This is a genomic window from Shewanella woodyi ATCC 51908 (assembly GCF_000019525.1).
In the GTDB taxonomy this organism is placed as follows: domain Bacteria; phylum Pseudomonadota; class Gammaproteobacteria; order Enterobacterales; family Shewanellaceae; genus Shewanella; species Shewanella woodyi.
Genome location: NC_010506.1, coordinates 1,669,134 through 1,691,412, shown reverse-complemented (window position 1 = coordinate 1,691,412; position 22,279 = coordinate 1,669,134). Strand labels below are relative to the sequence as shown.

Below are 22,279 nucleotides of genomic sequence, written 5' to 3'. Positions count from 1 at the left end.
CTAGATGCTCGACTTTAGTCTATACACTGCACAGCTCACACGACTAAGATCAAAAACGAGATCAAAAAAGCGACCATGTTGGTCGCTTTTTAAAAGTTTTAATTTAGCTAGTCACTATTTAGCTTCTGGCTTTGGAGGGTAATTCATTAACATGGCAGCGATTGCTTGATTAACCACCTCAATGCGCTCCTCTGGAGTATTTTTATCACGGATAGTATCGGCAACAGAGCCTCTCCAGATAAGCTTTCCTGACTCCCTATCAACCATATCTAAGATCAATGTACCCACTTCATATTCACGAACTGTAGTTTGGGTATGCATAGAGCCACTCATGCCCCAGCGAGGACCATAATATGGGTTATAACCATAGTTGGTATTGAAAGTATCAACATTTATCTTCTTATCAACTTTAGTGAGGTAGTTAACCAACACATCCGCTGTAGATGGTTCGGTTAACTTAACCCCCTTAAGCGACAATTGACTGTCAACAGCACTACGAACACGCTGATCCATTAACCCATCCAGATGATAACTGCTATCTTGCGTCTTCTTCTCTACCCAAGCATAGGTTTTGACATCACTGAAATTAGCCGCAGGATCATAATCTGAACTTGTTTTCATTGAGCTACACGCGCTAAGCGCACAGAGTGATAGTGCAGCCAAAACTACTTTAACTTGTTTCATATTAACCCCGTCGAATCCTAAAACTTACCGTGTATTATTACTATCAGCTTACATAGCAATTTTATGTTCTACAACCAAATTTTCTGCTTCTAACAGCTTCTATACAGCTTGACTTACTTATCAATACAAATGATAATGATTATCAGTTAAGACCTGAAGGGAATCTATTATGTTATGGTTTGTAGCAGCATTTATTATTGCTAGCGGAATTTTCAAGTTTGCTCCGGCAAACGTCACTAGTCAAACCATTGCAAAATCAAGTCAGGATGGCTTAAGCCACGTCAGTTTATCTGTACTGCCCATAGTTATTTTAACTTGGCTACTCATTACTATTTTTCAGGGAGAGGGTAATAGCTTTGGAGCAGCCTCCTTTGGGTTTATTGTCACAGCTTGCTCTGTTGCACTTCCTAGAATGCACAAATTCATCATTCCCTGCGCACTACTAACAAGTATCTCACTGGCAATAGGCGTTCTACATACTTAAAGATTTTTCTAAGATTTAGAACGCTGTTAAAAAACAGATAACAGCGCGTTTTTCCCTCTTATCTCCCCGTTTTAATGCCTGCATACTAGCGTTTCTGGCGCTTTTTACCTCTATACTTAACGATTAGCTCCCACAAATTTCACCATTTTGTTAAACTCCTTCTATTATCGATAATTGATGACTCTCTTATGAAAAATGATTCAAACGTAACACTTGTCTATAGTACCGATGTGGGCCGTATCGCACCTGAAAAAGAGGTTCAGGAAGCCCCACAAGGTGATGGTATTGTCAGGATCCATAAAGACAGTAAAGGTCGCAAAGGTAAAGGTGTTTCGGTTATTAAAGGCTTAGCTTTAAGCGAAAAAGAGCTTAAAGCACTGGCGCAAAAATTAAAAAAACAGTGTGGCTGTGGCGGTACGGTTAAAGAGTTCACTATCGAAGTTCAAACCGATAATAGAGAGCAGCTTAAAACCTTACTTGAAAAACTTAATTACCAGGTAAAACTTGCCGGTGGTTAAGTTAGCCCTCTGCTAACTTTATTCCCTATGTGGAGCTAAAGATGAACAGTTTACAGAACCATTTGTTAATCGCCATGCCCTCTTTACAGGATACTTTTTTCGAGCGTTCGGTGATCTATCTCTGCGAACATGATGAAAAAGGCGCGATGGGGCTTATGATTAATCGGCCTATCGGTATTGATGTCAACGAACTTCTAAAACAGATGGAACTCGATGAAGAGCCAGATCCCATCACTTCTCTTGGCTCTGCGGTGCTTATCGGTGGACCCGTTAATCAAGAGCGCGGCTTTGTACTGCATACTCCACAAACAAACTGGAATAATAGCCAAAGCCTTACTGATGAAATTATGCTGACCACCTCCCGAGATGTACTGACCTCTCTTGGAACAGATGCGGCTCCAGAAAACTTTATTGTCACTCTCGGTTACGCTGGTTGGAGTAAAGATCAGCTTGAGCAGGAGCTAGCTGAAAATACTTGGCTCTCTATTCCCGCGACTAAGGAGCTACTGTTCGACATAGGTTTTAACGATAGATGGCAGCAAGCTACCGAATCACTTGGTTTTGATATCTGGCAGCTCTCTAATCAGAGTGGCCATGCTTAGCTCCTTATTAAGCACATAAAGTATTGGTATCACCAAAACTATTAATCAAACAGGATATGCATAATCTATGAGTTCACAAACTGTCTTAGGCTTCGACTACGGCACTAAGAGTATAGGTATCGCAATAGGACAATCTCTGACAGGAAGTGCCAACCCACTACTTTCAATAAAGGCTGTGGATGGGATCCCTAAGTGGGAAGAGATAGGTATGTTGATCGAAGAGTGGAGGCCCGATCTCGTCGTTGTGGGTCTACCGCTTAATATGGATGGTTCTGAGCAGGAGATGACTCAAAGAGCAAAAAAGTTTGCCAACAGGATAAGCGGGCGATTCGGTGTTAAAGTGGAGACACAAGATGAGCGCTTAACCACTGCCGATGCTAAAACCAGACTCTTTGAGATGGGTGGTTATAAAGCCCTGACAAAAGGCCAAGTTGATGCCATGTCGGCGGTATTGATTGTCGAAAGTTACTTCGAGAGTTTGTATTAAGTCATAGCGTGAAGCAGGCGTTAAAAAGGGAGCTAGGCTCCCTTCTTTTCTGCTTCATCTTAAAGATAAGGCTTAACTAAATTTGCCATCATCTTGATATGTAACTCGTCATCATTCAATGCGGGAATATAGCGGTACTGTTGACCACCCGCCTCTTCAAATATAAGCCTGTTCTCTTCGGCGATCTCTTCCAGTGTTTCTAAACAATCAGCACTAAATGCCGGGCACACAACTGCGATATCTTTAATATCTTGCCCAGGAAGAGACTCCATAGTTGCATCAGTATAGGGCGTTAGCCATTTTGCTTTGCCAAATCTAGACTGAAAAGTCGCAATATACTGATCCTCATTTAAGCCTAACTGCTCAACCACAAGTTTAGTCGTCTGCATGCAGAAACAGTAGTACGGATCACCAAGGTGCAAGTTTCGCTCCGGCATACCATGGTATGACATCACTAGCTTTTGAGGTTGACCATTGCTAGCAAAATCACGTTTTATCGATTCAACCAAGGCATGAATAAAGTCTGGATGCTGATGATAAGTATTGATAAAGTGCAGTGAAGGAAGGTAGCGCCAGCTAGTTAACTCCTTGGCTATCGCATCAAATACCGAGCCGGTTGTAGGCGCAGCATATTGAGGATAGAGAGGCAGAACCACCATCTTATCCACTCCCTCACTGTGCATCTGCTTTAAGGTTTCTGATACCGAAGGGTTACCGTAACGCATACAAAACTCAACACTGATATCTTGCTCACCTGCTAGCTCGCCAGCATTGTCTTTGAGGTAGCTTGCGAGTTTCTCTGTCTGCTGGCGAGTTATCTCCATCAGTGGAGACCCCTTATCAGTCCAAACCTGCTTATAAAGTGCAGCTGATTTTGCAGGTCTAATACGCAAGATAATGCCATGTAGAATCAACATCCACACTAATTTGGGGATCTCAACAACCCTTGGATCTGACAAGAATTCAGCCAAATAACACCTTACAGCAGAAGCTGTTGGTGCATCGGGTGTGCCAAGGTTAACCAACACAACACCTGTCTTGCCCCGCTTAGTGTGTGCCACGTCTTTCGATAAACCTGAATATTTAGCCAAGTTAGCCTCTTTAAATTTGGTGCAATTACCGAGTATTAAACCATAGTTTGAATCAATATCTTAAGCCATTTGTCGTCAAAAGGTAGACCTAGAACAAACTTCAAAAGATTCCTGTGATTAAGCGCATAAAAAAGGCCCTTGTTTATCACAAGAGCCCTATTGAGCGGCCACGAAAAGATACGTTACAACTAGAGCTTTAGATCACTCTACTTACAGATTAATGGGATTTTTATTTAATCCAGATCTAGCGTCACCCCCTCCATAAAGCCTGAGCCACCAGTTTCTGAACTGCGCAGCTTTATCATCAAACGAAGATCGTTTGGTGAATCGGCATGGTGCAGAGCATCGGCGTAGCTAATCTCGCCTTCTACATAGAGGTTTAACAGCGCCTGATCGAAGGTTTGCATCCCCTGCTCATTGGACTTAGCCATTGTCTCTTTAAGGGAGTGAAGTTCATTTTTAGCAATAAGACTGCTCACCCTTGGCGTGTTGATCAAGATCTCAATTGCCGCACGTCGCCCTAGTCCATCCGCTTTAGGCACAAGTTGCTGTGCCACGATACCACGCAAGTTCAAAGAGAGATCGAACAAAAGCTGCTGATGCTTACTCTCTGGCACTAAGTTCATAATACGATCCAGTGCTTGGTTAGCATTATTGGCGTGAAGTGTTGCCATACACAAATGACCGGTTTCAGCAAAGGCTAGCGCAAATTCCATCGTCTCTTGGGTTCTGATCTCACCAATTAAGATGACATCGGGCGCCTGTCGTAGTGAGCTTTTTAGGGCTGCATCGAACGACTCTGTATCTATGCCCACCTCACGTTGAGTAATGATACTTTTGCGGTGATCATGGACAAACTCGACAGGATCCTCAATGGTCAAAATATGCCCGCGAGCATTGGCATTACGGTAACCAACAAGTGAAGCCAATGAGGTAGACTTACCGGTACCTGTACCACCTACCATTATGATAAGACCGCGCTTACTCATCACCAGATCTTTTAAGATGGGAGGAAGCTTGAGATCGTCAGCATCAGGAATATTTGTTTCGATACGACGCATCACGCAACCAGGAGACTCCCTTTGCCAAAATGCACTAACACGAAATCTTCCTAACTCTTTTGCTGCAAAAGCGAAGTTACACTCACGTGTGTTATGAAACTCCTCCTTCTGCACATCGGTCATTAACGACTCAACAAACTCCAATGACTGCGCCGCAGAGAAAGAGTGCTCACCTAGAGGTCTTAACTCACCATCTATCTTCGCACTGGGGGGGAAGCCTGCCGTAATGAACAGATCCGACGCTTTGCGTTCCACCATAATTTTTAAAAAAGGACGAACGTCCATAATAAAGCCTTATAATACTGATGTGTATTAGAACGTAGTTTGCTTATTGGCACTCTTATGCTGTGCATCTTCACGGGATATCTGGCCACGATTAACCAGATTCTGCAGACACTGATCTAACGTCTGCATACCATGAGCCATACCGGTTTGAATTGCTGAATACATCTGCGCCACTTTATCCTCTCGAATAAGGTTTCGAATCGCGGGAGTTCCCATCATGATCTCGTGAGCCGCCACTCGGCCACCGCCCACCTTCTTAATCAAGGTTTGTGAAATCACCGCCTGAAGAGATTCAGATAACATGGTTCGAACCATCCCCTTCTCCCCTTCAGGGAATACATCAACAACACGGTCAATGGTTTTAGCCGCTGAAGTGGTGTGCAAGGTTCCAAAGACTAAGTGACCGGTTTCCGCCGCTGTCATCGCTAAACGTATGGTTTCTAAATCACGCATCTCACCAACAAGAATGACATCTGGATCTTCACGCAGCGCACTTCTTAGTGCAGCGTTAAAGCTGTGAGTGTGGCGATGCACCTCACGCTGGTTAATCAAACATTGCTTATTTTGATGCACGAATTCTATTGGGTCTTCAATAGTAAGAATGTGCTCATGGCGGTTGTCATTAATATAATCAATCATGGCCGCAAGGGTGGTACTTTTACCTGAACCTGTCGGCCCAGTAACGAGCACTAAGCCACGAGGGAAATCAGATATCTTCTTGAAAATTTCTGGAGCACCAAGTTGCTCAAGGCTTAAGATATCACTGGGAATGGTACGAAATACCGCAGCAGCGCCTCGAGACTGGTTATAGGCGTTAACACGAAAACGAGCAAGATTAGGCACTTCAAAGGAGAAATCTATCTCTAAATGCTCCTCATAATCTTTGCGCTGCTTATCATTCATGATGTCATAAACGAGTCCATGGACCCCTTGATGATCTAACGCAGGTAAATTGATCTTTCTGACTTCACCATCAACACGTATCATAGGAGAAACACCTGCAGAGAGGTGTAGATCTGACGCCTTGTGCTTTACACTAAAGGCAAGTAACTCTGTGATTTCCATAATATGGTATATCCACTCAATCAAAATAATTACATGATGACAACAATAGCAGACAGACTAGCTGACGCCCAGCATCGAATCATACAAGCGGCACAAATTTCATCAAGAAATTCCGATGAAATTCAACTACTCGCAGTGAGTAAAACCAAACCTAATACTGATATTATAGCCGCCTATACAGCTGGGCAGAGACATTTTGGCGAAAATTATGTTCAGGAGGGGGAAGCGAAAGTAAATGCATTGAAATCCTCCTGCCCTGAGATCCATTGGCATTTTATCGGCCCACTTCAATCAAATAAATCTAAGATAGTCGCCAGCCTATTCGACTGGATGCATACCCTAAGCCGAGAAAAAATTGCTCAACGTTTAAATGAGCAAAGACCTGACACTCTGCAGCCTCTCAATGTTTGCATTCAAGTAAACATCAGCCAAGAGTCGAGTAAATCTGGAGCTACTGTGGATGAGGTCCACTCACTGGCTTCGAGCATCAGCAAGTTACCTAAGCTAAAACTACGTGGACTGATGGCTATTCCAACAGCAACTCAGGATGTTTTACTGCAAAAAGCTGAGTTCAAAAAGCTACAGGAACTCTATTTAAATCTACAAGCAACTTACCCTGATATTGATACCCTCTCGATGGGAATGAGTAACGACCTTGAACAAGCTATTGAGCACGGCTCAACTATGGTGCGTATTGGAAGTGCCATTTTTGGAGAACGTGATATATCCGGTAACTAATATTCGCGGCAAAGATATCAGCTACTTTATAAACTTAGCCAAAGTAGTTGTTTTATCCGTAATCGCCCAGATATATGTAATATAGATTTGTCCCTATACTAATCAGCATTAGCTGAAAAAGAGAAGAGATATGCTTGAGAAAAAGTTGTGCTTTATCGGTGCTGGCAATATGACACGCAGCATTGCAAGTGGTTTAGTTAAAAGTGGCTATACATCATCATTGATCCATGCAACCAATCCCAGCGTTGAGAAATTAGATGCACTGAAACGCGATCTTAATATTAAGGTCTCCCATGATAATCTAACGGCTGCTAAAGATGCCGATGTGATTATTTTAAGTGTTAAGCCCCACTTTATGCAGGCTGTATGTGAAGAGCTTAGCGTTCTCGATTTAAGTCAAAAGCTTATCATCACAATTGCAGCAGGGATAACGGCTAACAGATATAAAGATTACTTTGCTCAAGAGATAACACTTATCCGCACTATGCCTAATACACCGACCCAGATAGGAGTTGGAATGACTGGCTTATTTGCCGACGGGGATATCTCCCAAGAACAGAAACTTATCTGTGAGCAGTTAATGAAGAGCGGTGGCGAAGTTCTTTGGGTAGAAACAGAGGAGGAGCTCAATCAGGTTATCGCTCTGGCAGGCAGTTCTCCGGCTTATTTTTTCCTATTTATGGAGTCGATGTTAGCGGCAGCTAAAGATTCAGGTTTAGACGAGACGAAAGCACGCTTACTGGTTCAACAGGCCGCTTTAGGCGCAGCACAGATGGTGATCCAAAACCCAGAACTGACTACCGCGCAATTAAGAGAAAATGTCACCTCTAAGGGAGGCACAACAGCTCAAGCCATAAATGCCTTTGAATCTGGTAATATTAGAGGACTCGTTAAGCAAGCCATGGATGACTGTGTCGCTCGTGCCCAAGAGATGGCCAAACAGTATTAAACTTTCACCATCAAATACCGAACAATATAAATTGAAATTACAACATAGAGAATTCAGATGAATGCATTAAGTTTTTTAGTCAGTACCATTTTCGACCTCTACCTGATGGTTGTCATCTTGCGCATATGGCTTCAATTAGCCAAAGCCGACTTCTACAATCCATTTAGTCAGTTTATAGTAAAGGCCACTCATCCTATCGTCGCCCCGATGCGCAGAGTGCTTCCCTCCATTGGTGCCTTCGATACCGCATCAGTTGTCTTAGCCCTGCTGGTTGTAACGGCAAAATTTGTCGTCTTAAGCCTAATCGCTGGAGCGGCAATCAATATCCCAACGATACTATTGATCGCAGTGGTATCTGTCTTCAAACAGGCTGGTGTGCTACTTTTCTGGATGCTTATTATCAGAGCGATACTAAGTTGGGTAAGCCAAGGCCACAATCCAATAGAGATGGTGATGGGTCAACTCACTGAGCCACTACTTTCACCTATTCGCCGTATTCTTCCTCCAATGGGTGGATTAGATCTCTCACTATTAATCATGATGATTTTGTTAAACTTCATCAACATCTTACTAGCACAATATGTCCCCTTCTGGGCCAATGTTTAATGGCACCAGTTATCAAGCAGCAGGATGATCTGCTGCTTAACCTATATATCCAGCCTAAAGCTAGCCGAGATCAGATAGTCGGTGTTCACGGTGAAGAGCTAAAGATAGCCATAACAGCACCGCCAGTTGATGGCAAAGCAAATGCCCACTTGATCAAATACCTCTCAAAGGCATTTAAAGTTCCTAAAGGAGATATCAACATCCTTAAAGGTGAGCAGGGAAGGCATAAACAGGTAAAGGTTATATCTCCCAGAGTCATACCTGAAAATATAAGTTCACAGCTCTAACTCTAATCGTACTTTAGAGACGTATCGGTATATACTTATAAAATGATCAACAGGAGGCTAATCATGTTAAAAGCCATATTATCAGCACTAATTCTAAGCCTTGCTTTGGTTGGCAATGTTTCAGCAGAGCAAAAACAGAAGATTGGCAATTTTGATATCCACTATGTCGCGTTAAGCAGCACTTTTCTGACGCCTAGCATAGCTAAATCCTATGGAATTAAACGCAGTAGTTACACCGGCATCATCAATATCTCAGTTTTGGACACTAGCCAGGAGGGTAACCCTGCTGTCCCAGTCCAAATTTCAGGTGTTGCTAACAATCTATTAGATGCACGCATCACCCTAAAATTCAGAGAGATCCGTGAAGGTGAAGCTATCTATTATATTGCCGAAGTGCCCTATCGTGATGATCAGGAGATCAACTTCAACATTGCGATACAATACGCAAAGAAGCTTAATACTCAGCTGAAATTTAAACAAAAGTTCTATGTAGAGTAATATCGATATTTAATGCTGGGTCTTCTTTCTGTCCCAGCATCCTCAACTCCCCCCTAATATCTACTATCGTTTCATCTCCTCCTTAGTTATCATTGCGCCCAATTACTCCCTTTCAGTTCAAGGTTACCCATGGATAAGTTCGTACTCGCCAGTGGCAATAAAGGCAAATTAAAAGAGTTTTCAGAGATCTTCTCTGAGTATGGAGTGGAAGTATTTCCCCAGAGCCAGTTTAACGTTGCCGAAGTACCGGAGACTGGCACGACCTTCGTAGAAAACGCCATCATTAAGGCGCGCCACGCGGCTCAAGTGACAGGCATGGCAGCGATTGCTGATGACTCAGGGCTTGAGGTCGACCTGTTAGAGGGAGCGCCAGGAATCTACTCTGCTCGCTACGCTGGCGAAGGTGCAGGTGAAACTGACAACTACATCAAATTACTTGATGCCCTAAAAGATAAGCCCCAAGCGCGTACAGCTCGATTTCAGTGTATTTTGGTCTACATGCGCCATGCTAAAGATCCTACTCCGATAATCTGCCAGGCAGCTTGGGAGGGGAAAATTAGTTTCGAAGCTAAAGGGGATAATGGCCATGGGTATGATCCCATCTTTATTCCAAACGAGCATAGCTGCAGCGCTGCCGAACTTAGCAGCGAAGAGAAGAACCGTTTAAGCCATAGAGGCAAAGCGATGACACTCTTAATCGACGCAATGCGCAGACAAGGGCTACTCGCTTAATGCTTACCCTTCCTCCACTAAGCTTGTACATCCATATACCTCGGCTTTGTATAGTCAAAAGTGCTCTATGTGTTGGAGGTATTCGCTAATGCTTACCCTTCCTCCATTAAGCTTGTACATCCATATTCCATGGTGCGTTCAAAAATGCCCCTATTGTGACTTTAACTCCCATGGTCAAAATGGTGAGCTCCCTCAGCAGGAGTATGTTGACGCGCTCATCAGTGATCTAGCCCATGACTTGCAATATGTTCAGGGTCGAAAGCTACACTCGATCTTTATCGGAGGCGGTACGCCCTCGCTGTTTCATGCTTCACAAATAGAGAAATTGCTAACCCATGTATCTCAAGTTATCCCATTTCAAGATGATATTGAGATCACCATGGAGGCCAACCCTGGCACTTTAGAGCACGATGACTTTGAAGCTTACTACCAAGCAGGTGTTACACGTCTCTCTATTGGGGTGCAAAGCTTCTCCAGTGACAAACTTAATCTACTAGGTAGGATCCATGATGAAGATGAAGCTAAAGTCGCCGCTCAAAAAGCCCTAAGCGCTGGTTACAAGAGCTTTAATCTAGATCTGATGCATGGATTACCCAATCAAAGCTTTGCTGAAGCGATGGCGGATATAGATACAGCTGCGGCTCTCTCTCCCCCACACCTCTCTTGGTATCAGTTAACGATAGAGCAGAACACCCTATTCCATTCAAGGCCACCTCAACTGCCTGATGATGAGGCGCTATGGGAGATATATGAACAGGGGCAAAAAAAGCTTGCAGCACTTGGCTATCAGCAGTATGAGATATCCGCCTATGCAAAACCGGGGTTTCAATGTCGCCATAATATTAACTACTGGCAGTTTGGAGACTACTTAGGCATAGGTTGTGGAGCCCACGGAAAAATCACCATACTCAATGAAAACAAGATAATCCGAACCGTGAAGATTAAACATCCTAAAGGTTATCTTGCTACCGACAGTTACAATTTCGAAACCACTGAGGTAGCGAAAGAAGATCGCGCTCTTGAGTATTTAATGAATCGTTTCAGACTTATGTCGCCCATCCCCAAGAGAGAATTTGAGCAGAGAACAGGCCTATCAAGAGAGGTATTAACCTCTGGTATTCAACGCGCAAAAGAGAAACAGCTTCTCACTGAAAATGATGAATACTGGGAATTGACCAGCAGAGGAAAGCTATTTGTAAACGAGCTACTTTCTCAGTTCTGCTAATTGATAAGCTTTCGCTTGTTCACCTTCTATTCAAGGGGCTAAAACACTAAAATTAGCCTCTTGAAACATTTTCTAACACTAAGATCAAAACATTAACGATTAGCTTCTTTAGGATTAGCAGTTGATTTTCATAAATTCTAATAAATAAGACTCAATCATCATGCCAATAAAAACAAAAATAAGCTTAGTAGCCTTAACATTAACAACACTTATCGGAGGATGCGGCGTATCTTCCACTCCCCCATCTGAGCCTCAATCCATTGAAAACGCAGTAGTAATAATCAGCGAATCAGAGAAAGCCAACGCGCTATTTGAAACCATATTTATGGACAATGTGATGGCAAGCCCCATCTCTCAAACACAGTTAGGCATAAAGAAAGACTACGGGAAATGGGATGAGAGAGGGGAAGTCGCAGATGCTAAAGAGCTTGCCCTCACCCAAGCACATCTCAAACAACTTAAGCAGATAGATGTCAGTAAGCTCGATGATCAAACCAGCCTAAGCTATGGCCTACTCAAACAGAGGCTGGAAAACGAGGTCGCGGATAATAGATGGCGCTATTACAGCTACCCAGTCAATCAGATGTATGGTGGCCACTCGATGCTACCCTCATTTTTAATTAACCAACATCAAGTCGGCACTGTCGAAGATGCTAACGCCTATATCAGCCGCCTAAACGGCATTCCTAAATACCTTAAGCAGCTTGAAGAGTCCTTAGAAGCTCGTGCACAGCACGGAATTATCGCACCTAAGTTTGTGTTTCCACATGTACTCTCTGATAGTAAAAATATCATCACAGGTGCACCTTTCGATTCTGGTAAAGACAGTGCTCTCTGGGCAGATATAAAACGTAAAGTCGATGGGTTAGAGATTGATAACAGCAAAAAAGAGACATTACTAAAAGAAGCTAAACATGCTCTAATCTCTCAAGTGCAACCTGCATATAAGAAGCTTGTCACTTATCTTACTCAGCTTGAGACACAGGCAGATACTCGTGATGGAGTCTGGAAGTTTCCTCAAGGTGAAGAGTTCTACAACAATGCACTTGCTCGAACGACCACCACAGATTTAACCGCAGATCAGATCCATCAGCTAGGTCTAGATGAAGTAGTCCGTATCCATAATGAGATGCGTGTGATCATGAAAAAAGTTGGCTTTAAAGGCGATCTACAGGCTTTCTTTAAATTTATGCGTGAAGATAAACAGTTTTATTACCCTGCAACCGATGAGGGACGTGATGCTTACCTAAAAGATGCCACGGCGCTTATCGATAACATGTCATCTAGGCTTGATGAAGTATTTAATGTCAAACCTAAAGCTCCCATGATAGTTAAGCGAGTGGAAGCCTTTAGAGAGAAGTCAGCAGGAAAAGCCTTCTACAATCAATCATCGCCCGATGGAAGTCGCCCTGGTACCTACTACGCTAACCTATATGACATGGATGCTATGCCAAAATACCAGATGGAAGCACTAGCCTACCATGAAGGAACCCCAGGGCATCATATGCAGATAGCCATAGCACAAGAGCTTGAGGGGATACCTAAGTTCCGTAAGTTTGGTGGTTATACAGCCTATATTGAGGGCTGGGGACTTTACAGTGAATTCTTCCCTAAAGAGATGGGGCTTTACTCTGATCCCTACTCAGATTTTGGTCGCCTTGCGATGGAACTTTGGCGCTCATGTCGCTTAGTCGTAGATACAGGCATACATGCTAAAAAGTGGACCCGTGAGGAGTCTATTAACTACTACGTCAATAATACCCCTAATGCAAAGTCAGATGCGGTGAAGATGGTAGAGCGTCATGTTGTCATGCCCTCACAAGCCACAGCCTATAAAGTGGGAATGTTGAAAATACTCGACCTAAGAGCAAAGGCTAAACAATCACTGGGGGAGAAGTTCGATATCCGCGAGTTTCATACCTTAGTGTTAAAAAACGGTCCGCTTCCTTTAGATGTTCTCGAAGATCAAGTTGATCTCTGGGTTAGTGAGAAAAAGAGGGGTTAGACAATACAATCCTCTAAATAAAAAAGCCACAATTAATGTGGCTTTCTTGTCTCTACTGTTAAGTTCAAACTTTCACTTATACTAGTGAATAGTGAGATTGCAGGGTACAGAGAAACAGGATCCTTGAAGAAAAATACCCCAGTATAAACTGGGGTAAACCAAAACTAGGATGATGGTTTTAAGGCTGACAATTGTTTTAGTTCTACAAACTCAGTCAGCATCAATTCAGGACTGCTATTAAGCGGATCTGTATATATTAAATAAGAGGGGTCATTCTTAGTTAATATATAGGGGTCAAATCATCCTGAACCGATAAAACCAATTGTATTGAATTAAGAACAAAGTACAAGATAAAAAAACCATCACATTAGTAACCCCTTAATAAGTGGCAGTTACCCAAGCAAAAAAGGCAAACACAACACACTGTATTAAAACAAAATAATAACATATAGAACCACTAACGACTTAACTGTCCACAATCTAGAACAATGTTTCCATTTTAACCACTAACCATATCTATTTTCAGAATAACTTATATCCGTGTTCTGTTGGTTTAAGCCACAGAAAGCAGAAACTTATCACTAGGCTCTTTAGACAATAAAAAACGCCTTCAGGAGCTATCCTAAAGGCGTTATTTTGACGTTTAATTGTGCTCGTTTACTTTCGCTTAGCGTAAAGCTCTGCACAAGGTGCATCCCAGTATGGAGGCGAGCCAATATGACCTTTAATAAAGTCGATAAATGCACTTACTTTAGGTGCTAGGTGCTTTCTTCTTGGATAGACAGCTTGCAGAGGAAGATGGTGTGTTAATTGCCAATCTTCAAGAAGAGGAACTAAGGTCCCTTTAGCAATCTCATCTTCAAGCAGGTAACTTGCCAGATAGACAACCCCTAAGCCACTCACGGCCGCTGACTTTAACGCAGGAGCATTATCGACTCTAAAGTTGCCTGAAACACCTATTTCACAGTAATCATCACCCTGCTTAAATTGCCATACGCTATGTTCATGCCACTCGCCTTGATACACCAAACAGTTATGATCCACTAACTGCTCAGGACGATCTGGTTGACCGTGTTTCTCAATATAATCAGGGGAAGCAACTAGCAGGAACTGGCATTTCATCAAAGGACGAGCAACCATGCCTAAAGGCAGCTGTTCAGACATAGTAAGCAGTAGATCTAAGCCTTCACTGACAACATCAACTTTATGATCTAATAAGCTAACTTGTAGTTCGAGCTCAGGATGAGTTGTCATAAACTCTGGTAAAGCGGGGATAATATGCATAGTGCCAAATGACTGGGAGATCCCTACTTTCAACACTCCACGAGTCGCATCATTGAGGTTATGAACGCTGGCAACAGCTTGGTCGGCATCCCTAAGTAACTCTTCACCTTGGGTATAGAGTAACTGACCAGCTTCGGTCAAACTTAAACTGCGAGTTGTTCGTTGAATAAGCTGAACACCCAACTTATGTTCCAGATCTGCAACTTGAGTACTCACTTTAGATTTAGAGATCCCCAATTTTCTTGCTGCGGCACTAAAACTGCCAGCACGAGCAACATGAGTGAAAATTGCGATTGGTTCCAATAGTTCTAACATGTAAATCGCCTTAAGGTGTTTACGACACTATTTAATGCTTTCAATAAGACTTAAAAATAGAAAAAGGTTAATTAAATCAATTAACTTTAAACTAAAATTCAAATTACTGAAGCACACTGAAGTAGAGTCAGACACATGACATAGTCCTGTTGACCTAGTCAGTCTTCTTATTATTTTCATCAGTATACCAAAGATTTGCGCTTTCTAATCGCTATTTTATTCAGCCTGTTTAATCTGACATATACCCAAACGAAAAAACCCCGTATTCATATAAATACGGGGTGGTTGCAAATTGGGGGCAACAGGGAGTCCAAGGAGTAAAGTTGTGCCTTTATGAGTTACTCAAGTAGCTCTTTTTGTGGCGCATCAATTAAAGGGTATTTAGCAAGTTCTGGTACTTCGGCTCTTAACTTCTGCTCTAACTCAACTAAGTATCGAAAACGTTCACACATTTTATCAGCTCTATCCTCTAAGCTTTGGGCTTGAGATTCCATTTGCAGCTCGATATCTTGACCAACATTTTCCATTTTAGTGGCAAACGCTTCCATGCTCTGTTCAAATGATTCACCATCACCAGCAAGCATCTGACTACCTATATTTACCATCATAGAGCCGATAGAGTTCTTAACCAGTTGCTCTAGCTCTTGCTCAAACTCTTCACCAAATGTATCTTCCAATGATGAATGAGTCGCACCAAGATAGAACTTATCTCCATTTTGATAAGCCACTTTCTCAATCCTTTCCTCGAGTCCGTCCATCATCTCATCAAGCTTAGCTCCAGCAGCATCACCCAGTAGCGGTGTTAGTGCCATACTGGCAGCTGAGGAAGCAATACCAACAGCATCATGAACTAAACCAATCACTTCGGGCACTTGGGTGGAGACTTCATCAGAGTATTGAGTTAGCAGTTTTTTCTGCGAGCGATTAAGCGATACAGGCTTACCTTCAACAAACAGTTGATCCATTTCTATTCGATAGACTTCAGCCGAACCCTCTGTCACTGTCAGCTTTTTAGGTTCAACAGCAACATCATAGTTAAGTGTCACTTCACACTCACTGTTATGATCTGAATAGGAGTTAGACTTATGATCTTCATGGGCCTGAACTGAGGTCATGGTAGTCGCAAATATAGCTGCGGTGATCCCTAGTAAAGTTGCAAGTTTTCTCATTGAATTTATCCTTAAATTAACTGTTATTTATTCTCTTGATACGCTTTTTGTTTAAAAGCAGATCTCATAAAATCTTGTATAAGAGATATAAAGCACAAGCTGTGCCAACAATTAAAGTAACTTGTAAACAACAACTTACTAAAAATAAGAAGTAATTAGAGAAAATGAATTAGTGAATAAGACCAGTAGTTGGCAAATTCACTAACTTCTGATGCAGATAGGCAAACGTTAAAAGATTGAACGTCCTAATCGTTGACAAAACTCTTCCAATGCAGCGGTTCCCGCCAATGAGTTACCATTAAGATCAAGCTCAGGTGACCAAACACACACAGACATATCACCTGGGATCACAGCAATAATGCCACCGCCAACACCACTCTTGCCTGGCATACCTACACGGTAAGCAAACTCACCAGCCCCATCATAAAGGCCTGAGGTTGCCAGTAGCGCATTCATCTGCCGAGTCTGCACTGGTGAGATCAGTTGCTGACCACTCAAACTCTTACCTCTATTAGCGAGGTACAACATGGCTTTTGAAAGATCTGCACAGTTCATTCGCATTGCACAATAGTGAAAGTAACTATGAAGAACGGTATCCACATCGTTGTTGAAATTACCAAATGATTTCATCAGATAAGCGATGGCAGCATTTCGAGCACTGTGCTCATACTCAGAAGCCGCAACAACTTTGTCATAGAGGATGCTGGGGTTACCACTTAACTCCCGCACAATTTCAAGCATTCTATGCTTAGGAGCACCTAGCCTAGACTGAATAAGATCCGCGATGATTAATGCACCAGCATTGATAAAGGGGTTTCTTGGGACTCCCCTCTCCAACTCTACCTGGACTAACGAATTAAATGACTGACCAGAGGGTTCTTTTCCAACCCTTGACCAGATCTCGTGCTCCTCATAAAGAGTGAGAGCTAAGGTAAGGCTAAATACTTTTGAGATACTCTGAATCGAGAAAGGCTCAAGGTAATCCCCCGCCCCTATAGTTGTACCATCTATTGTGGTGACAGCGATCCCGAGTTTTTTAGGATTAACGCTTGCCAGTGCGGGAATATAATCTGCAACCTTCCCCTGACCTAAAAGTGGCCGAACTTTATCGACCACCTGTTCCAGTAATGCCTGCTCAGGCATTAACCCCACCAGATATCGTATAGCTCGCTGACAACTAGATCTGACACCTCTTTGCCTTTCCAGAAGTCGCTAACCGCTGTGCGATCTTCCTCAGAGCACTTACCAAGCTCTTGAGTCGCAATAATACCTTCCCACTCTTTATGGCCACCGCCATGGAAACCTAATTTACGTGGCTCGATAACCTCATCAATAAATTGATCAACTAAATTATCAATCTGCTCTTCAGATACTGAGTCATTAAAGGTCCAGTTGATATCAAAACCAAACTCTTGAAACTCATCAACGCGTAATTTCTTACGTAAACGACGGCTACGTGTTGCCATAGTCATTCCCACCTTAAATTAAAATACTTTTTACTAAGAAAAATCAGAGTGATTTAATCTATACGCTCAAACATAATATCCCACACACCGTGACCTAATCTGTGACCGCGGGCCTCAAACTTAGTTAGTGGGCGGTGATCGGGTCTCTCAACAACATCACCGGTTGTCGATTGATTTTTATAACCGGGGGCTGCATTCATCACTTCCAACATATGCTCGCTATAATTTTCCCAATCAGTTGCCAGATGGAACACACCACCAAGCTTTAAAGAGTTGCGTATAGTCTGAGCAAACTCAGGCTGAACAATACGGCGCTTATGATGACGCTTCTTGTGCCAAGGGTCTGGGAAGAACAACTGCACGCGAGCAAGTGAACTAGGAACAATACTGTTCTCTAACACTTCTATGGCGTCGTGGTGAAATACACGTAAATTAGTCACACCAGCTTCAGCTGCAACGCTCAAACAAGCTCCAACACCTGGTTTATGCACTTCTATGCCGATAAAGTTAAGCTCTGGTGATGCTTTAGCCATCTCAACAAGCGATGCGCCCATGCCAAAACCTATCTCTAATACAGTGTCGGCTTCGCGCCCAAAAATTTCTGCCAGATCCAGTGGCTCAGGGGAGTAATCAAGACCCATTAACGGCCATTGCTCCTCCATAGCTGTAGCTTGGCCTTTAGTTAAGCGACCCTCTCTTAATACAAAGCTTCTCACTTTGCGAAGGTACTTACCTTCTTCATTAAACTCGGCCGTTGTTACATCGCTCATTGTTGCCCTCGATCTTGGCATGATAAAATAGAAAAGTAGGGCATTATCCAAAGTTCAACAAACAGTGCAAGCCCTATCCCCCAAATACCTTGGGAATTAATCGGTGAAGTATACCAATTTTCTCCAGCAGTGCGAATCTCCAGCTTTTGAAGAGCAAACACCACTTGTCTATGGAGACTAGGATAGATAGACTGCGCTTACAAAAAACTCTTCTAATATATATGCCCCTTAATATGCCAGTGACTGAACCTATCGAAGCAAACCCTGACACTTTCTCATCACGGATCATCACTTGGTATGACAAGTTCGGCAGAAAGCACCTTCCTTGGCAATTAGAGAAGACACCTTATAAAGTCTGGGTTTCCGAGATCATGCTGCAGCAAACCCAAGTAAGTACTGTTATCCCCTATTACCTAAAATTTATGGAGAGATTTCCAAGTATTGGCGCGCTTGCGGATGCGCCTCAAGATGAGGTCTTGCACTACTGGACTGGTCTAGGTTATTACGCTCGCGCCAGAAACCTACATAAGTCGGCTCAGATCATAAGAGATGAGTTCCAAGGGGAGTTCCCAACCAATTTTGATAATGTACTCGCCCTTCCAGGTATAGGTCGCTCAACTGCAGGAGCAGTACTGTCACTCTCATTAGGTCAACATCATGCAATACTCGACGGTAATGTAAAGCGCGTACTCGCCCGCCATGATGCAATTCAAGGTTGGCCAGGACAAAAAGCCGTTGAAAATCAGCTTTGGTCATTAACAGACAGCTTAACTCCAAAACAAGATGTGCAGAAATACAATCAAGCTATGATGGATATGGGAGCAACTATCTGTACTCGCTCAAAGCCTAGCTGCGATAAATGCCCTGTAGCCATCGACTGTGAAGCTCAACTTATAGGTCGCCAAACTGAGTTTCCTGGCAAGAAACCTAAAAAAGTCACCCCAGAAAAAAGTGCCTGGATGCTAGTCATAGCTAAAGGAGAAGAGGTCATACTCGAAAAACGCCCACCTGCGGGTATTTGGGGGGGCTTATGGTGCTTCCCTCAATTCTCAAGTCGTGAAGAGCTTGATCAATATTTACAGATAAAAGGTATTAAAGTTTCACAAGAGGAGTTACTACTAGGGTTTAGGCATACATTCAGCCATTTTCATTTGGATATTACGCCTGTTGTTGTCAATCTTGATAACCAGAGCGATAACCAGATCATGGAAGATAAGCCATCAGTCTGGTATAACTTACCCAATCCACCTAAAGTTGGTCTGGCTGCAGCAACAGAGCGCATCTTGGCAGGTTTAGGTTCAGTATTAATTAAGGAGTAATCATGGCTCGCACTGTAAATTGCGTCTATCTGAAAAAAGAGGCTGAAGGTTTAGGTTTCCAGCTCTATCCAGGCCCACTTGGTAAGCGTATATTTGATAACGTCAGCAAAGAGGCCTGGGGCCTATGGCAAGCTAAACAAACCATGCTTATTAATGAGAAAAAACTCAACATGATGAATGTTGAAGATAGAGGCTTTTTAGAGACTCAAATGGTGAACTTTCTATTTGAAGGTAAAGACGTTGAAATTGAGGGTTACGTACCTCAAAAAGATGATGATTAATCTACATCTTATCAGTCAAAAGCGCCTTATACCAATCGGTATAAAGATGTGATCGCTCAGCGAGAGTTTAGCGCTTCTGAGGCAAGGCAACGAGTGAGGAACATAGTTGTTCTACGTTTAAGCTCGTTAACGCAGAATCAGAACCGCTAAAACTCGCCTGTAAGGAGTGTTTTTGGCTGCCTACTTCTGCGTTGAATGAACTCACAAGGGAATAACCACTCTGTCATTCATTCGCCTTGAATTAGCTTGCCAAAAAAACTCTGAGTAGATCACCTTCTTATACCGATTGGTATTAATAAGCGCTTTTTGACTTTATAGATGTTCATATATGCTGCTACTGCTTAATTCCTTCAACAACAAGATCTAGCTTAACATGAGACGATGCAGGACCAAGGTCCATCTTTATATCGTAATCTTTGAGGGCAAACTCAGTAGTCCCTGTAAAACCAACACGATAACCGCCCCATGGATCTTGCCCCTCTCCAACCGTAGTGGCAGAGATAGCAAGCGGTTTAGTGACCCCGTTTAACGTAAAGTTACCATTTAGAATAAAATCTCCATTACCTTTATCTTCAACTGAGGTAGAGGTGAATGTCGCTTGTGGGAATTTTGCAGTGTTTAAAAAGTCAGCGCTACGAAGATGCTTATCACGCTCTGCATGGTTAGAGTCGATGCTCGTAGTATTAATCACCATATTGACTTTAGCATCGGCGACTTTATTAGCATCAAAGCTAAAATCACCTTTAAAATCATTAAATCGACCTGCAACATAGCTATAGCCTAGGTGGCTAACTCTAAATTGTATCGATGCATGAGCACCATCTGTATCAACAATATAATCTGCAGCTTGAGCTGCATTACCAAGAAAAAGCGAAGCCGTTAATGCCGTCACCAATAAATGTTTTTTCATTGTATCTATCCTTCAAGTAAGTAAAATTTTCAAATTATTATTCATAAAAATGCAGACATTAATCTTGCTCTTATTAGCTCTTTATCACCTTAATCATTCTTAATAAGGTTGAGTCTTTATCTATTACATGGTGCTTTATGGCCCCCAAGGCATGTATTAATGTTAACCCCATCAAACTATAAGCTGCATATTGATGAATTAGACCTGCAACATCTGCTTGCCCATCGATAAATGAGCCAAAGCCTGGTACTTCAAACCAATCAAACACCCAGATCCCTCGTGCATCGGCTGTTGATATCAAATAACCACTAAACATAATAACGATAAGTAAAAGGTAGATTGCTAAATGGGCTATATGACCAGCTTTTTGCTCCCACCTTTTATGATTAGGATCGGCTTTAGGTTTGGGATTAACCACTTTCCAAACCAGCCTAATTAAGGTTAAAAGCAGCAATAGGAGTCCAAAACTCTTATGTAAATAGGGAGCTGTTTTATACCAGGTGCTGTAATAGGTCAGATCGACCATCCAATAACCTAAAACAAATAGTGAGATAACAGCTAGGGCTGAAACCCAATGAAATAGAATAGAAGCTAGCCCGTAGGAGGCTTCAGTATTACGAAACATAACAAATATCCTGACACAAAGAGCATGATGCTAAGAGCGAATTTACTTTATGCCTATAATACGTTCTATTTTTAAAACTAAAACCTCGAAAAATTGACCTTTAACACCTACTTTTTAGAAAGGTAATGCCAAATAACGAAAAAAGAGCAGTAAAAACGCCAAATAAGCGGGAATTTTAAGCAGATGTATGACTTTTCAACCAGCTTGAACACTAACTAACCGAACAGTAGTTGAATTACAAAAAAGCAGTTGCAGGAGAAATAACATCGCTATATTATACGCGCACTCCAAACGGCACAGATCATTAACGACTAAGTTAATATCTGGTTTAGAGTAGATGACTAACACTTAGTTTAGTTGCCCGAATAGCTCAGTCGGTAGAGCAGAGGATTGAAAATCCTCGTGTCCCTGGTTCGATTCCGGGTTCGGGCACCAATATTTAGCCGGCATAGCTCAGTTGGTAGAGCAACTGACTTGTAATCAGTAGGTCCCGAGTTCGACTCTTGGTGCCGGCACCATATACGATTAGGCCACTCTTTGAGTGGTTTTTTTGTATCTAAAATTTGTATGAAACTAAGAATAATCAGTAGGTCACTATATCAAGGACTTCGACTCTTGGTGCCGGCACCATATACGATTAGGCCACTCTTTGAGTGGCTTTTTTGTATCTAGAATTTATATATAGCTAAGACAATCAATAGGTCGCTATATCAAGGACTTCGACTCTTGGTGTCGGCACCACCTTCTTCTTTGTGAAGAGCATCAAGCCACTTTAATTAGTGGCTTTTTTGTGTCTAGAAATTATATGTAGCTAAAACAATCA

The 22,279-nt window shown here is 42.5% G+C and carries 25 protein-coding genes and 2 tRNA genes; 16 read left to right on the top strand and 11 right to left on the bottom strand.

From position 1 onward, the window contains the following. Window positions 1-114: 114 nt before the first annotated feature. A complete protein-coding gene (locus tag SWOO_RS06835; RefSeq protein ID WP_012323978.1) occupies window positions 115-684 on the bottom strand; it encodes a DUF4136 domain-containing protein in 570 nt (189 codons plus the stop codon). A 169-nt stretch (window positions 685-853) separates the two neighbouring features. Here SWOO_RS06835 and SWOO_RS06830 point away from each other — a divergent pair, with 169 nt between their 5' ends. From SWOO_RS06830 to ruvX, 4 genes are all read left to right on the top strand, one after another. Beyond that, complete coding sequence (locus SWOO_RS06830; RefSeq protein WP_012323977.1) at window positions 854-1,168, top strand: hypothetical protein; 315 nt, start codon at window positions 854-856, stop codon at window positions 1,166-1,168. Window positions 1,169-1,356: 188 nt separating this feature from the next. Then, window positions 1,357-1,686 (top strand): stress response translation initiation inhibitor YciH, encoded by a 330-nt coding sequence (gene yciH / locus SWOO_RS06825; RefSeq protein WP_012323976.1) that lies wholly within the window; start codon window positions 1,357-1,359, stop codon window positions 1,684-1,686. 41 nt (window positions 1,687-1,727) lie between these two features. Continuing rightward, window positions 1,728-2,288, top strand: a complete 561-nt coding sequence (locus tag SWOO_RS06820) for a YqgE/AlgH family protein (protein WP_012323975.1) — start codon at window positions 1,728-1,730, stop codon at window positions 2,286-2,288. 67 nt (window positions 2,289-2,355) lie between these two features. After that, complete coding sequence (ruvX, locus tag SWOO_RS06815) at window positions 2,356-2,775, top strand: Holliday junction resolvase RuvX (RefSeq protein WP_012323974.1); 420 nt, start codon at window positions 2,356-2,358, stop codon at window positions 2,773-2,775. 59 nt (window positions 2,776-2,834) lie between these two features. Here ruvX and hemH read toward each other — a convergent pair whose 3' ends face one another. The 3 genes from hemH to SWOO_RS06800 all read right to left on the bottom strand — a co-directional run bounded on the left by hemH (window position 2,835) and on the right by SWOO_RS06800 (window position 6,277). Continuing rightward, complete coding sequence (hemH, locus tag SWOO_RS06810; protein WP_012323973.1) at window positions 2,835-3,866, bottom strand: ferrochelatase; 1,032 nt, start codon at window positions 3,864-3,866, stop codon at window positions 2,835-2,837. A gap of 233 nt (window positions 3,867-4,099) precedes the next feature. Beyond that, entirely contained in the window at window positions 4,100-5,212 is a 1,113-nt protein-coding gene (locus SWOO_RS06805) for a PilT/PilU family type 4a pilus ATPase (RefSeq protein WP_012323972.1), read from the bottom strand. Window positions 5,213-5,239: 27 nt separating this feature from the next. Further along, window positions 5,240-6,277, bottom strand: a complete 1,038-nt coding sequence (locus tag SWOO_RS06800; protein WP_012323971.1) for a type IV pilus twitching motility protein PilT — start codon at window positions 6,275-6,277, stop codon at window positions 5,240-5,242. A 36-nt stretch (window positions 6,278-6,313) separates the two neighbouring features. Here SWOO_RS06800 and SWOO_RS06795 point away from each other — a divergent pair, with 36 nt between their 5' ends. The 8 genes from SWOO_RS06795 to SWOO_RS06760 all read left to right on the top strand — a co-directional run bounded on the left by SWOO_RS06795 (window position 6,314) and on the right by SWOO_RS06760 (window position 13,317). Beyond that, entirely contained in the window at window positions 6,314-7,015 is a 702-nt protein-coding gene (locus SWOO_RS06795; RefSeq protein ID WP_041418012.1) for a YggS family pyridoxal phosphate-dependent enzyme, read from the top strand. 130 nt (window positions 7,016-7,145) lie between these two features. Then, entirely contained in the window at window positions 7,146-7,964 is an 819-nt protein-coding gene (gene proC, locus SWOO_RS06790; protein ID WP_012323969.1) for a pyrroline-5-carboxylate reductase, read from the top strand. 57 nt (window positions 7,965-8,021) lie between these two features. Beyond that, window positions 8,022-8,570, top strand: a complete 549-nt coding sequence (locus tag SWOO_RS06785) for a YggT family protein (protein ID WP_012323968.1) — start codon at window positions 8,022-8,024, stop codon at window positions 8,568-8,570. Further along, window positions 8,570-8,857 (top strand): DUF167 family protein YggU, encoded by a 288-nt coding sequence (yggU, locus tag SWOO_RS06780; RefSeq protein ID WP_012323967.1) that lies wholly within the window; start codon window positions 8,570-8,572, stop codon window positions 8,855-8,857. The genes SWOO_RS06785 and yggU overlap by 1 nt, the downstream gene beginning before the upstream one ends. A gap of 63 nt (window positions 8,858-8,920) precedes the next feature. After that, on the top strand, window positions 8,921-9,355 hold the full coding sequence (locus tag SWOO_RS06775) for a DUF4426 domain-containing protein (RefSeq protein ID WP_012323966.1): 435 nt from the start codon (window positions 8,921-8,923) through the stop codon (window positions 9,353-9,355). Between the two features lie 129 nt (window positions 9,356-9,484). Further along, window positions 9,485-10,087 (top strand): RdgB/HAM1 family non-canonical purine NTP pyrophosphatase, encoded by a 603-nt coding sequence (gene rdgB / locus SWOO_RS06770; protein ID WP_012323965.1) that lies wholly within the window; start codon window positions 9,485-9,487, stop codon window positions 10,085-10,087. A gap of 88 nt (window positions 10,088-10,175) precedes the next feature. Next, complete coding sequence (gene hemW / locus SWOO_RS06765) at window positions 10,176-11,312, top strand: radical SAM family heme chaperone HemW (RefSeq protein ID WP_012323964.1); 1,137 nt, start codon at window positions 10,176-10,178, stop codon at window positions 11,310-11,312. Window positions 11,313-11,472: 160 nt separating this feature from the next. Further along, a complete protein-coding gene (locus tag SWOO_RS06760) occupies window positions 11,473-13,317 on the top strand; it encodes a DUF885 domain-containing protein (RefSeq protein WP_012323963.1) in 1,845 nt (614 codons plus the stop codon). A gap of 657 nt (window positions 13,318-13,974) precedes the next feature. Here the strand turns inward: SWOO_RS06760 and SWOO_RS06755 are convergent. The 5 genes from SWOO_RS06755 to trmB all read right to left on the bottom strand — a co-directional run bounded on the left by SWOO_RS06755 (window position 13,975) and on the right by trmB (window position 18,321). Continuing rightward, on the bottom strand, window positions 13,975-14,916 hold the full coding sequence (locus SWOO_RS06755) for a LysR family transcriptional regulator (protein WP_012323962.1): 942 nt from the start codon (window positions 14,914-14,916) through the stop codon (window positions 13,975-13,977). Window positions 14,917-15,254: 338 nt separating this feature from the next. Next, on the bottom strand, window positions 15,255-16,085 hold the full coding sequence (locus SWOO_RS06750; protein ID WP_012323961.1) for a YggN family protein: 831 nt from the start codon (window positions 16,083-16,085) through the stop codon (window positions 15,255-15,257). Window positions 16,086-16,313: 228 nt separating this feature from the next. Further along, window positions 16,314-17,228 (bottom strand): glutaminase B, encoded by a 915-nt coding sequence (glsB, locus tag SWOO_RS06745; protein WP_012323960.1) that lies wholly within the window; start codon window positions 17,226-17,228, stop codon window positions 16,314-16,316. Further along, a complete protein-coding gene (locus SWOO_RS06740; RefSeq protein WP_012323959.1) occupies window positions 17,228-17,551 on the bottom strand; it encodes a YggL family protein in 324 nt (107 codons plus the stop codon). Before SWOO_RS06740 ends, glsB begins: the two co-directional genes overlap by 1 nt. Before the next feature lie 53 nt (window positions 17,552-17,604). Continuing rightward, complete coding sequence (gene trmB, locus SWOO_RS06735) at window positions 17,605-18,321, bottom strand: tRNA (guanosine(46)-N7)-methyltransferase TrmB (protein ID WP_012323958.1); 717 nt, start codon at window positions 18,319-18,321, stop codon at window positions 17,605-17,607. 233 nt (window positions 18,322-18,554) lie between these two features. Here trmB and mutY point away from each other — a divergent pair, with 233 nt between their 5' ends. After that, window positions 18,555-19,640, top strand: coding sequence for an A/G-specific adenine glycosylase (gene mutY / locus SWOO_RS06730; RefSeq protein ID WP_049774448.1), 1,086 nt, complete (start codon window positions 18,555-18,557; stop codon window positions 19,638-19,640). A gap of 2 nt (window positions 19,641-19,642) precedes the next feature. Continuing rightward, the gene (locus SWOO_RS06725; RefSeq protein WP_012323956.1) at window positions 19,643-19,921 is read left to right on the top strand and encodes an oxidative damage protection protein; all 279 of its coding nucleotides are present in this window, start codon (window positions 19,643-19,645) and stop codon (window positions 19,919-19,921) included. Between the two features lie 334 nt (window positions 19,922-20,255). Here the strand turns inward: SWOO_RS06725 and SWOO_RS06720 are convergent, their stop codons facing one another. After that, window positions 20,256-20,831 (bottom strand): YceI family protein, encoded by a 576-nt coding sequence (locus tag SWOO_RS06720; RefSeq protein WP_012323955.1) that lies wholly within the window; start codon window positions 20,829-20,831, stop codon window positions 20,256-20,258. 73 nt (window positions 20,832-20,904) lie between these two features. Then, the gene (locus SWOO_RS06715; RefSeq protein WP_012323954.1) at window positions 20,905-21,456 is read right to left on the bottom strand and encodes a cytochrome b; all 552 of its coding nucleotides are present in this window, start codon (window positions 21,454-21,456) and stop codon (window positions 20,905-20,907) included. Between the two features lie 359 nt (window positions 21,457-21,815). Here SWOO_RS06715 and SWOO_RS06710 point away from each other — a divergent pair. Together SWOO_RS06710 and SWOO_RS06705 are read left to right on the top strand one after the other, a co-directional pair. Beyond that, a tRNA-Phe gene (locus SWOO_RS06710) sits at window positions 21,816-21,891 on the top strand. Window positions 21,892-21,898: 7 nt separating this feature from the next. Next, window positions 21,899-21,974: transfer RNA gene (locus SWOO_RS06705), tRNA-Thr, on the top strand. Window positions 21,975-22,279 lie beyond the last annotated feature (305 nt).

Excerpts from the sequence above, each read along its gene's own strand:
- trmB (WP_012323958.1), bottom strand. The coding sequence starts at position 18,321 with ATGAGCGATGTAACAACGGCCGAGTTTAATGAAGAAGGTAAGTACCTT.
- SWOO_RS06775 (WP_012323966.1), top strand. The coding sequence starts at position 8,921 with ATGTTAAAAGCCATATTATCAGCACTAATTCTAAGCCTTGCTTTGGTT.
- SWOO_RS06795 (WP_041418012.1), top strand. The coding sequence starts at position 6,314 with ATGACAACAATAGCAGACAGACTAGCTGACGCCCAGCATCGAATCATA.
- SWOO_RS06720 (WP_012323955.1), bottom strand. The coding sequence starts at position 20,831 with ATGAAAAAACATTTATTGGTGACGGCATTAACGGCTTCGCTTTTTCTT.
- SWOO_RS06715 (WP_012323954.1), bottom strand. The coding sequence starts at position 21,456 with ATGTTTCGTAATACTGAAGCCTCCTACGGGCTAGCTTCTATTCTATTT.
- SWOO_RS06740 (WP_012323959.1), bottom strand. The coding sequence starts at position 17,551 with ATGGCAACACGTAGCCGTCGTTTACGTAAGAAATTACGCGTTGATGAG.
- SWOO_RS06830 (WP_012323977.1), top strand. The coding sequence starts at position 854 with ATGTTATGGTTTGTAGCAGCATTTATTATTGCTAGCGGAATTTTCAAG.
- SWOO_RS06725 (WP_012323956.1), top strand. The coding sequence starts at position 19,643 with ATGGCTCGCACTGTAAATTGCGTCTATCTGAAAAAAGAGGCTGAAGGT.
- hemW (WP_012323964.1), top strand. The coding sequence starts at position 10,176 with ATGCTTACCCTTCCTCCATTAAGCTTGTACATCCATATTCCATGGTGC.
- SWOO_RS06750 (WP_012323961.1), bottom strand. The coding sequence starts at position 16,085 with ATGAGAAAACTTGCAACTTTACTAGGGATCACCGCAGCTATATTTGCG.
- glsB (WP_012323960.1), bottom strand. The coding sequence starts at position 17,228 with ATGCCTGAGCAGGCATTACTGGAACAGGTGGTCGATAAAGTTCGGCCA.
- rdgB (WP_012323965.1), top strand. The coding sequence starts at position 9,485 with ATGGATAAGTTCGTACTCGCCAGTGGCAATAAAGGCAAATTAAAAGAG.
- SWOO_RS06835 (WP_012323978.1), bottom strand. The coding sequence starts at position 684 with ATGAAACAAGTTAAAGTAGTTTTGGCTGCACTATCACTCTGTGCGCTT.
- ruvX (WP_012323974.1), top strand. The coding sequence starts at position 2,356 with ATGAGTTCACAAACTGTCTTAGGCTTCGACTACGGCACTAAGAGTATA.
- SWOO_RS06800 (WP_012323971.1), bottom strand. The coding sequence starts at position 6,277 with ATGGAAATCACAGAGTTACTTGCCTTTAGTGTAAAGCACAAGGCGTCA.
- SWOO_RS06805 (WP_012323972.1), bottom strand. The coding sequence starts at position 5,212 with ATGGACGTTCGTCCTTTTTTAAAAATTATGGTGGAACGCAAAGCGTCG.
- SWOO_RS06760 (WP_012323963.1), top strand. The coding sequence starts at position 11,473 with ATGCCAATAAAAACAAAAATAAGCTTAGTAGCCTTAACATTAACAACA.
- SWOO_RS06820 (WP_012323975.1), top strand. The coding sequence starts at position 1,728 with ATGAACAGTTTACAGAACCATTTGTTAATCGCCATGCCCTCTTTACAG.
- mutY (WP_049774448.1), top strand. The coding sequence starts at position 18,555 with ATGCCAGTGACTGAACCTATCGAAGCAAACCCTGACACTTTCTCATCA.
- proC (WP_012323969.1), top strand. The coding sequence starts at position 7,146 with ATGCTTGAGAAAAAGTTGTGCTTTATCGGTGCTGGCAATATGACACGC.
- yggU (WP_012323967.1), top strand. The coding sequence starts at position 8,570 with ATGGCACCAGTTATCAAGCAGCAGGATGATCTGCTGCTTAACCTATAT.
- yciH (WP_012323976.1), top strand. The coding sequence starts at position 1,357 with ATGAAAAATGATTCAAACGTAACACTTGTCTATAGTACCGATGTGGGC.
- SWOO_RS06755 (WP_012323962.1), bottom strand. The coding sequence starts at position 14,916 with ATGTTAGAACTATTGGAACCAATCGCAATTTTCACTCATGTTGCTCGT.
- SWOO_RS06785 (WP_012323968.1), top strand. The coding sequence starts at position 8,022 with ATGAATGCATTAAGTTTTTTAGTCAGTACCATTTTCGACCTCTACCTG.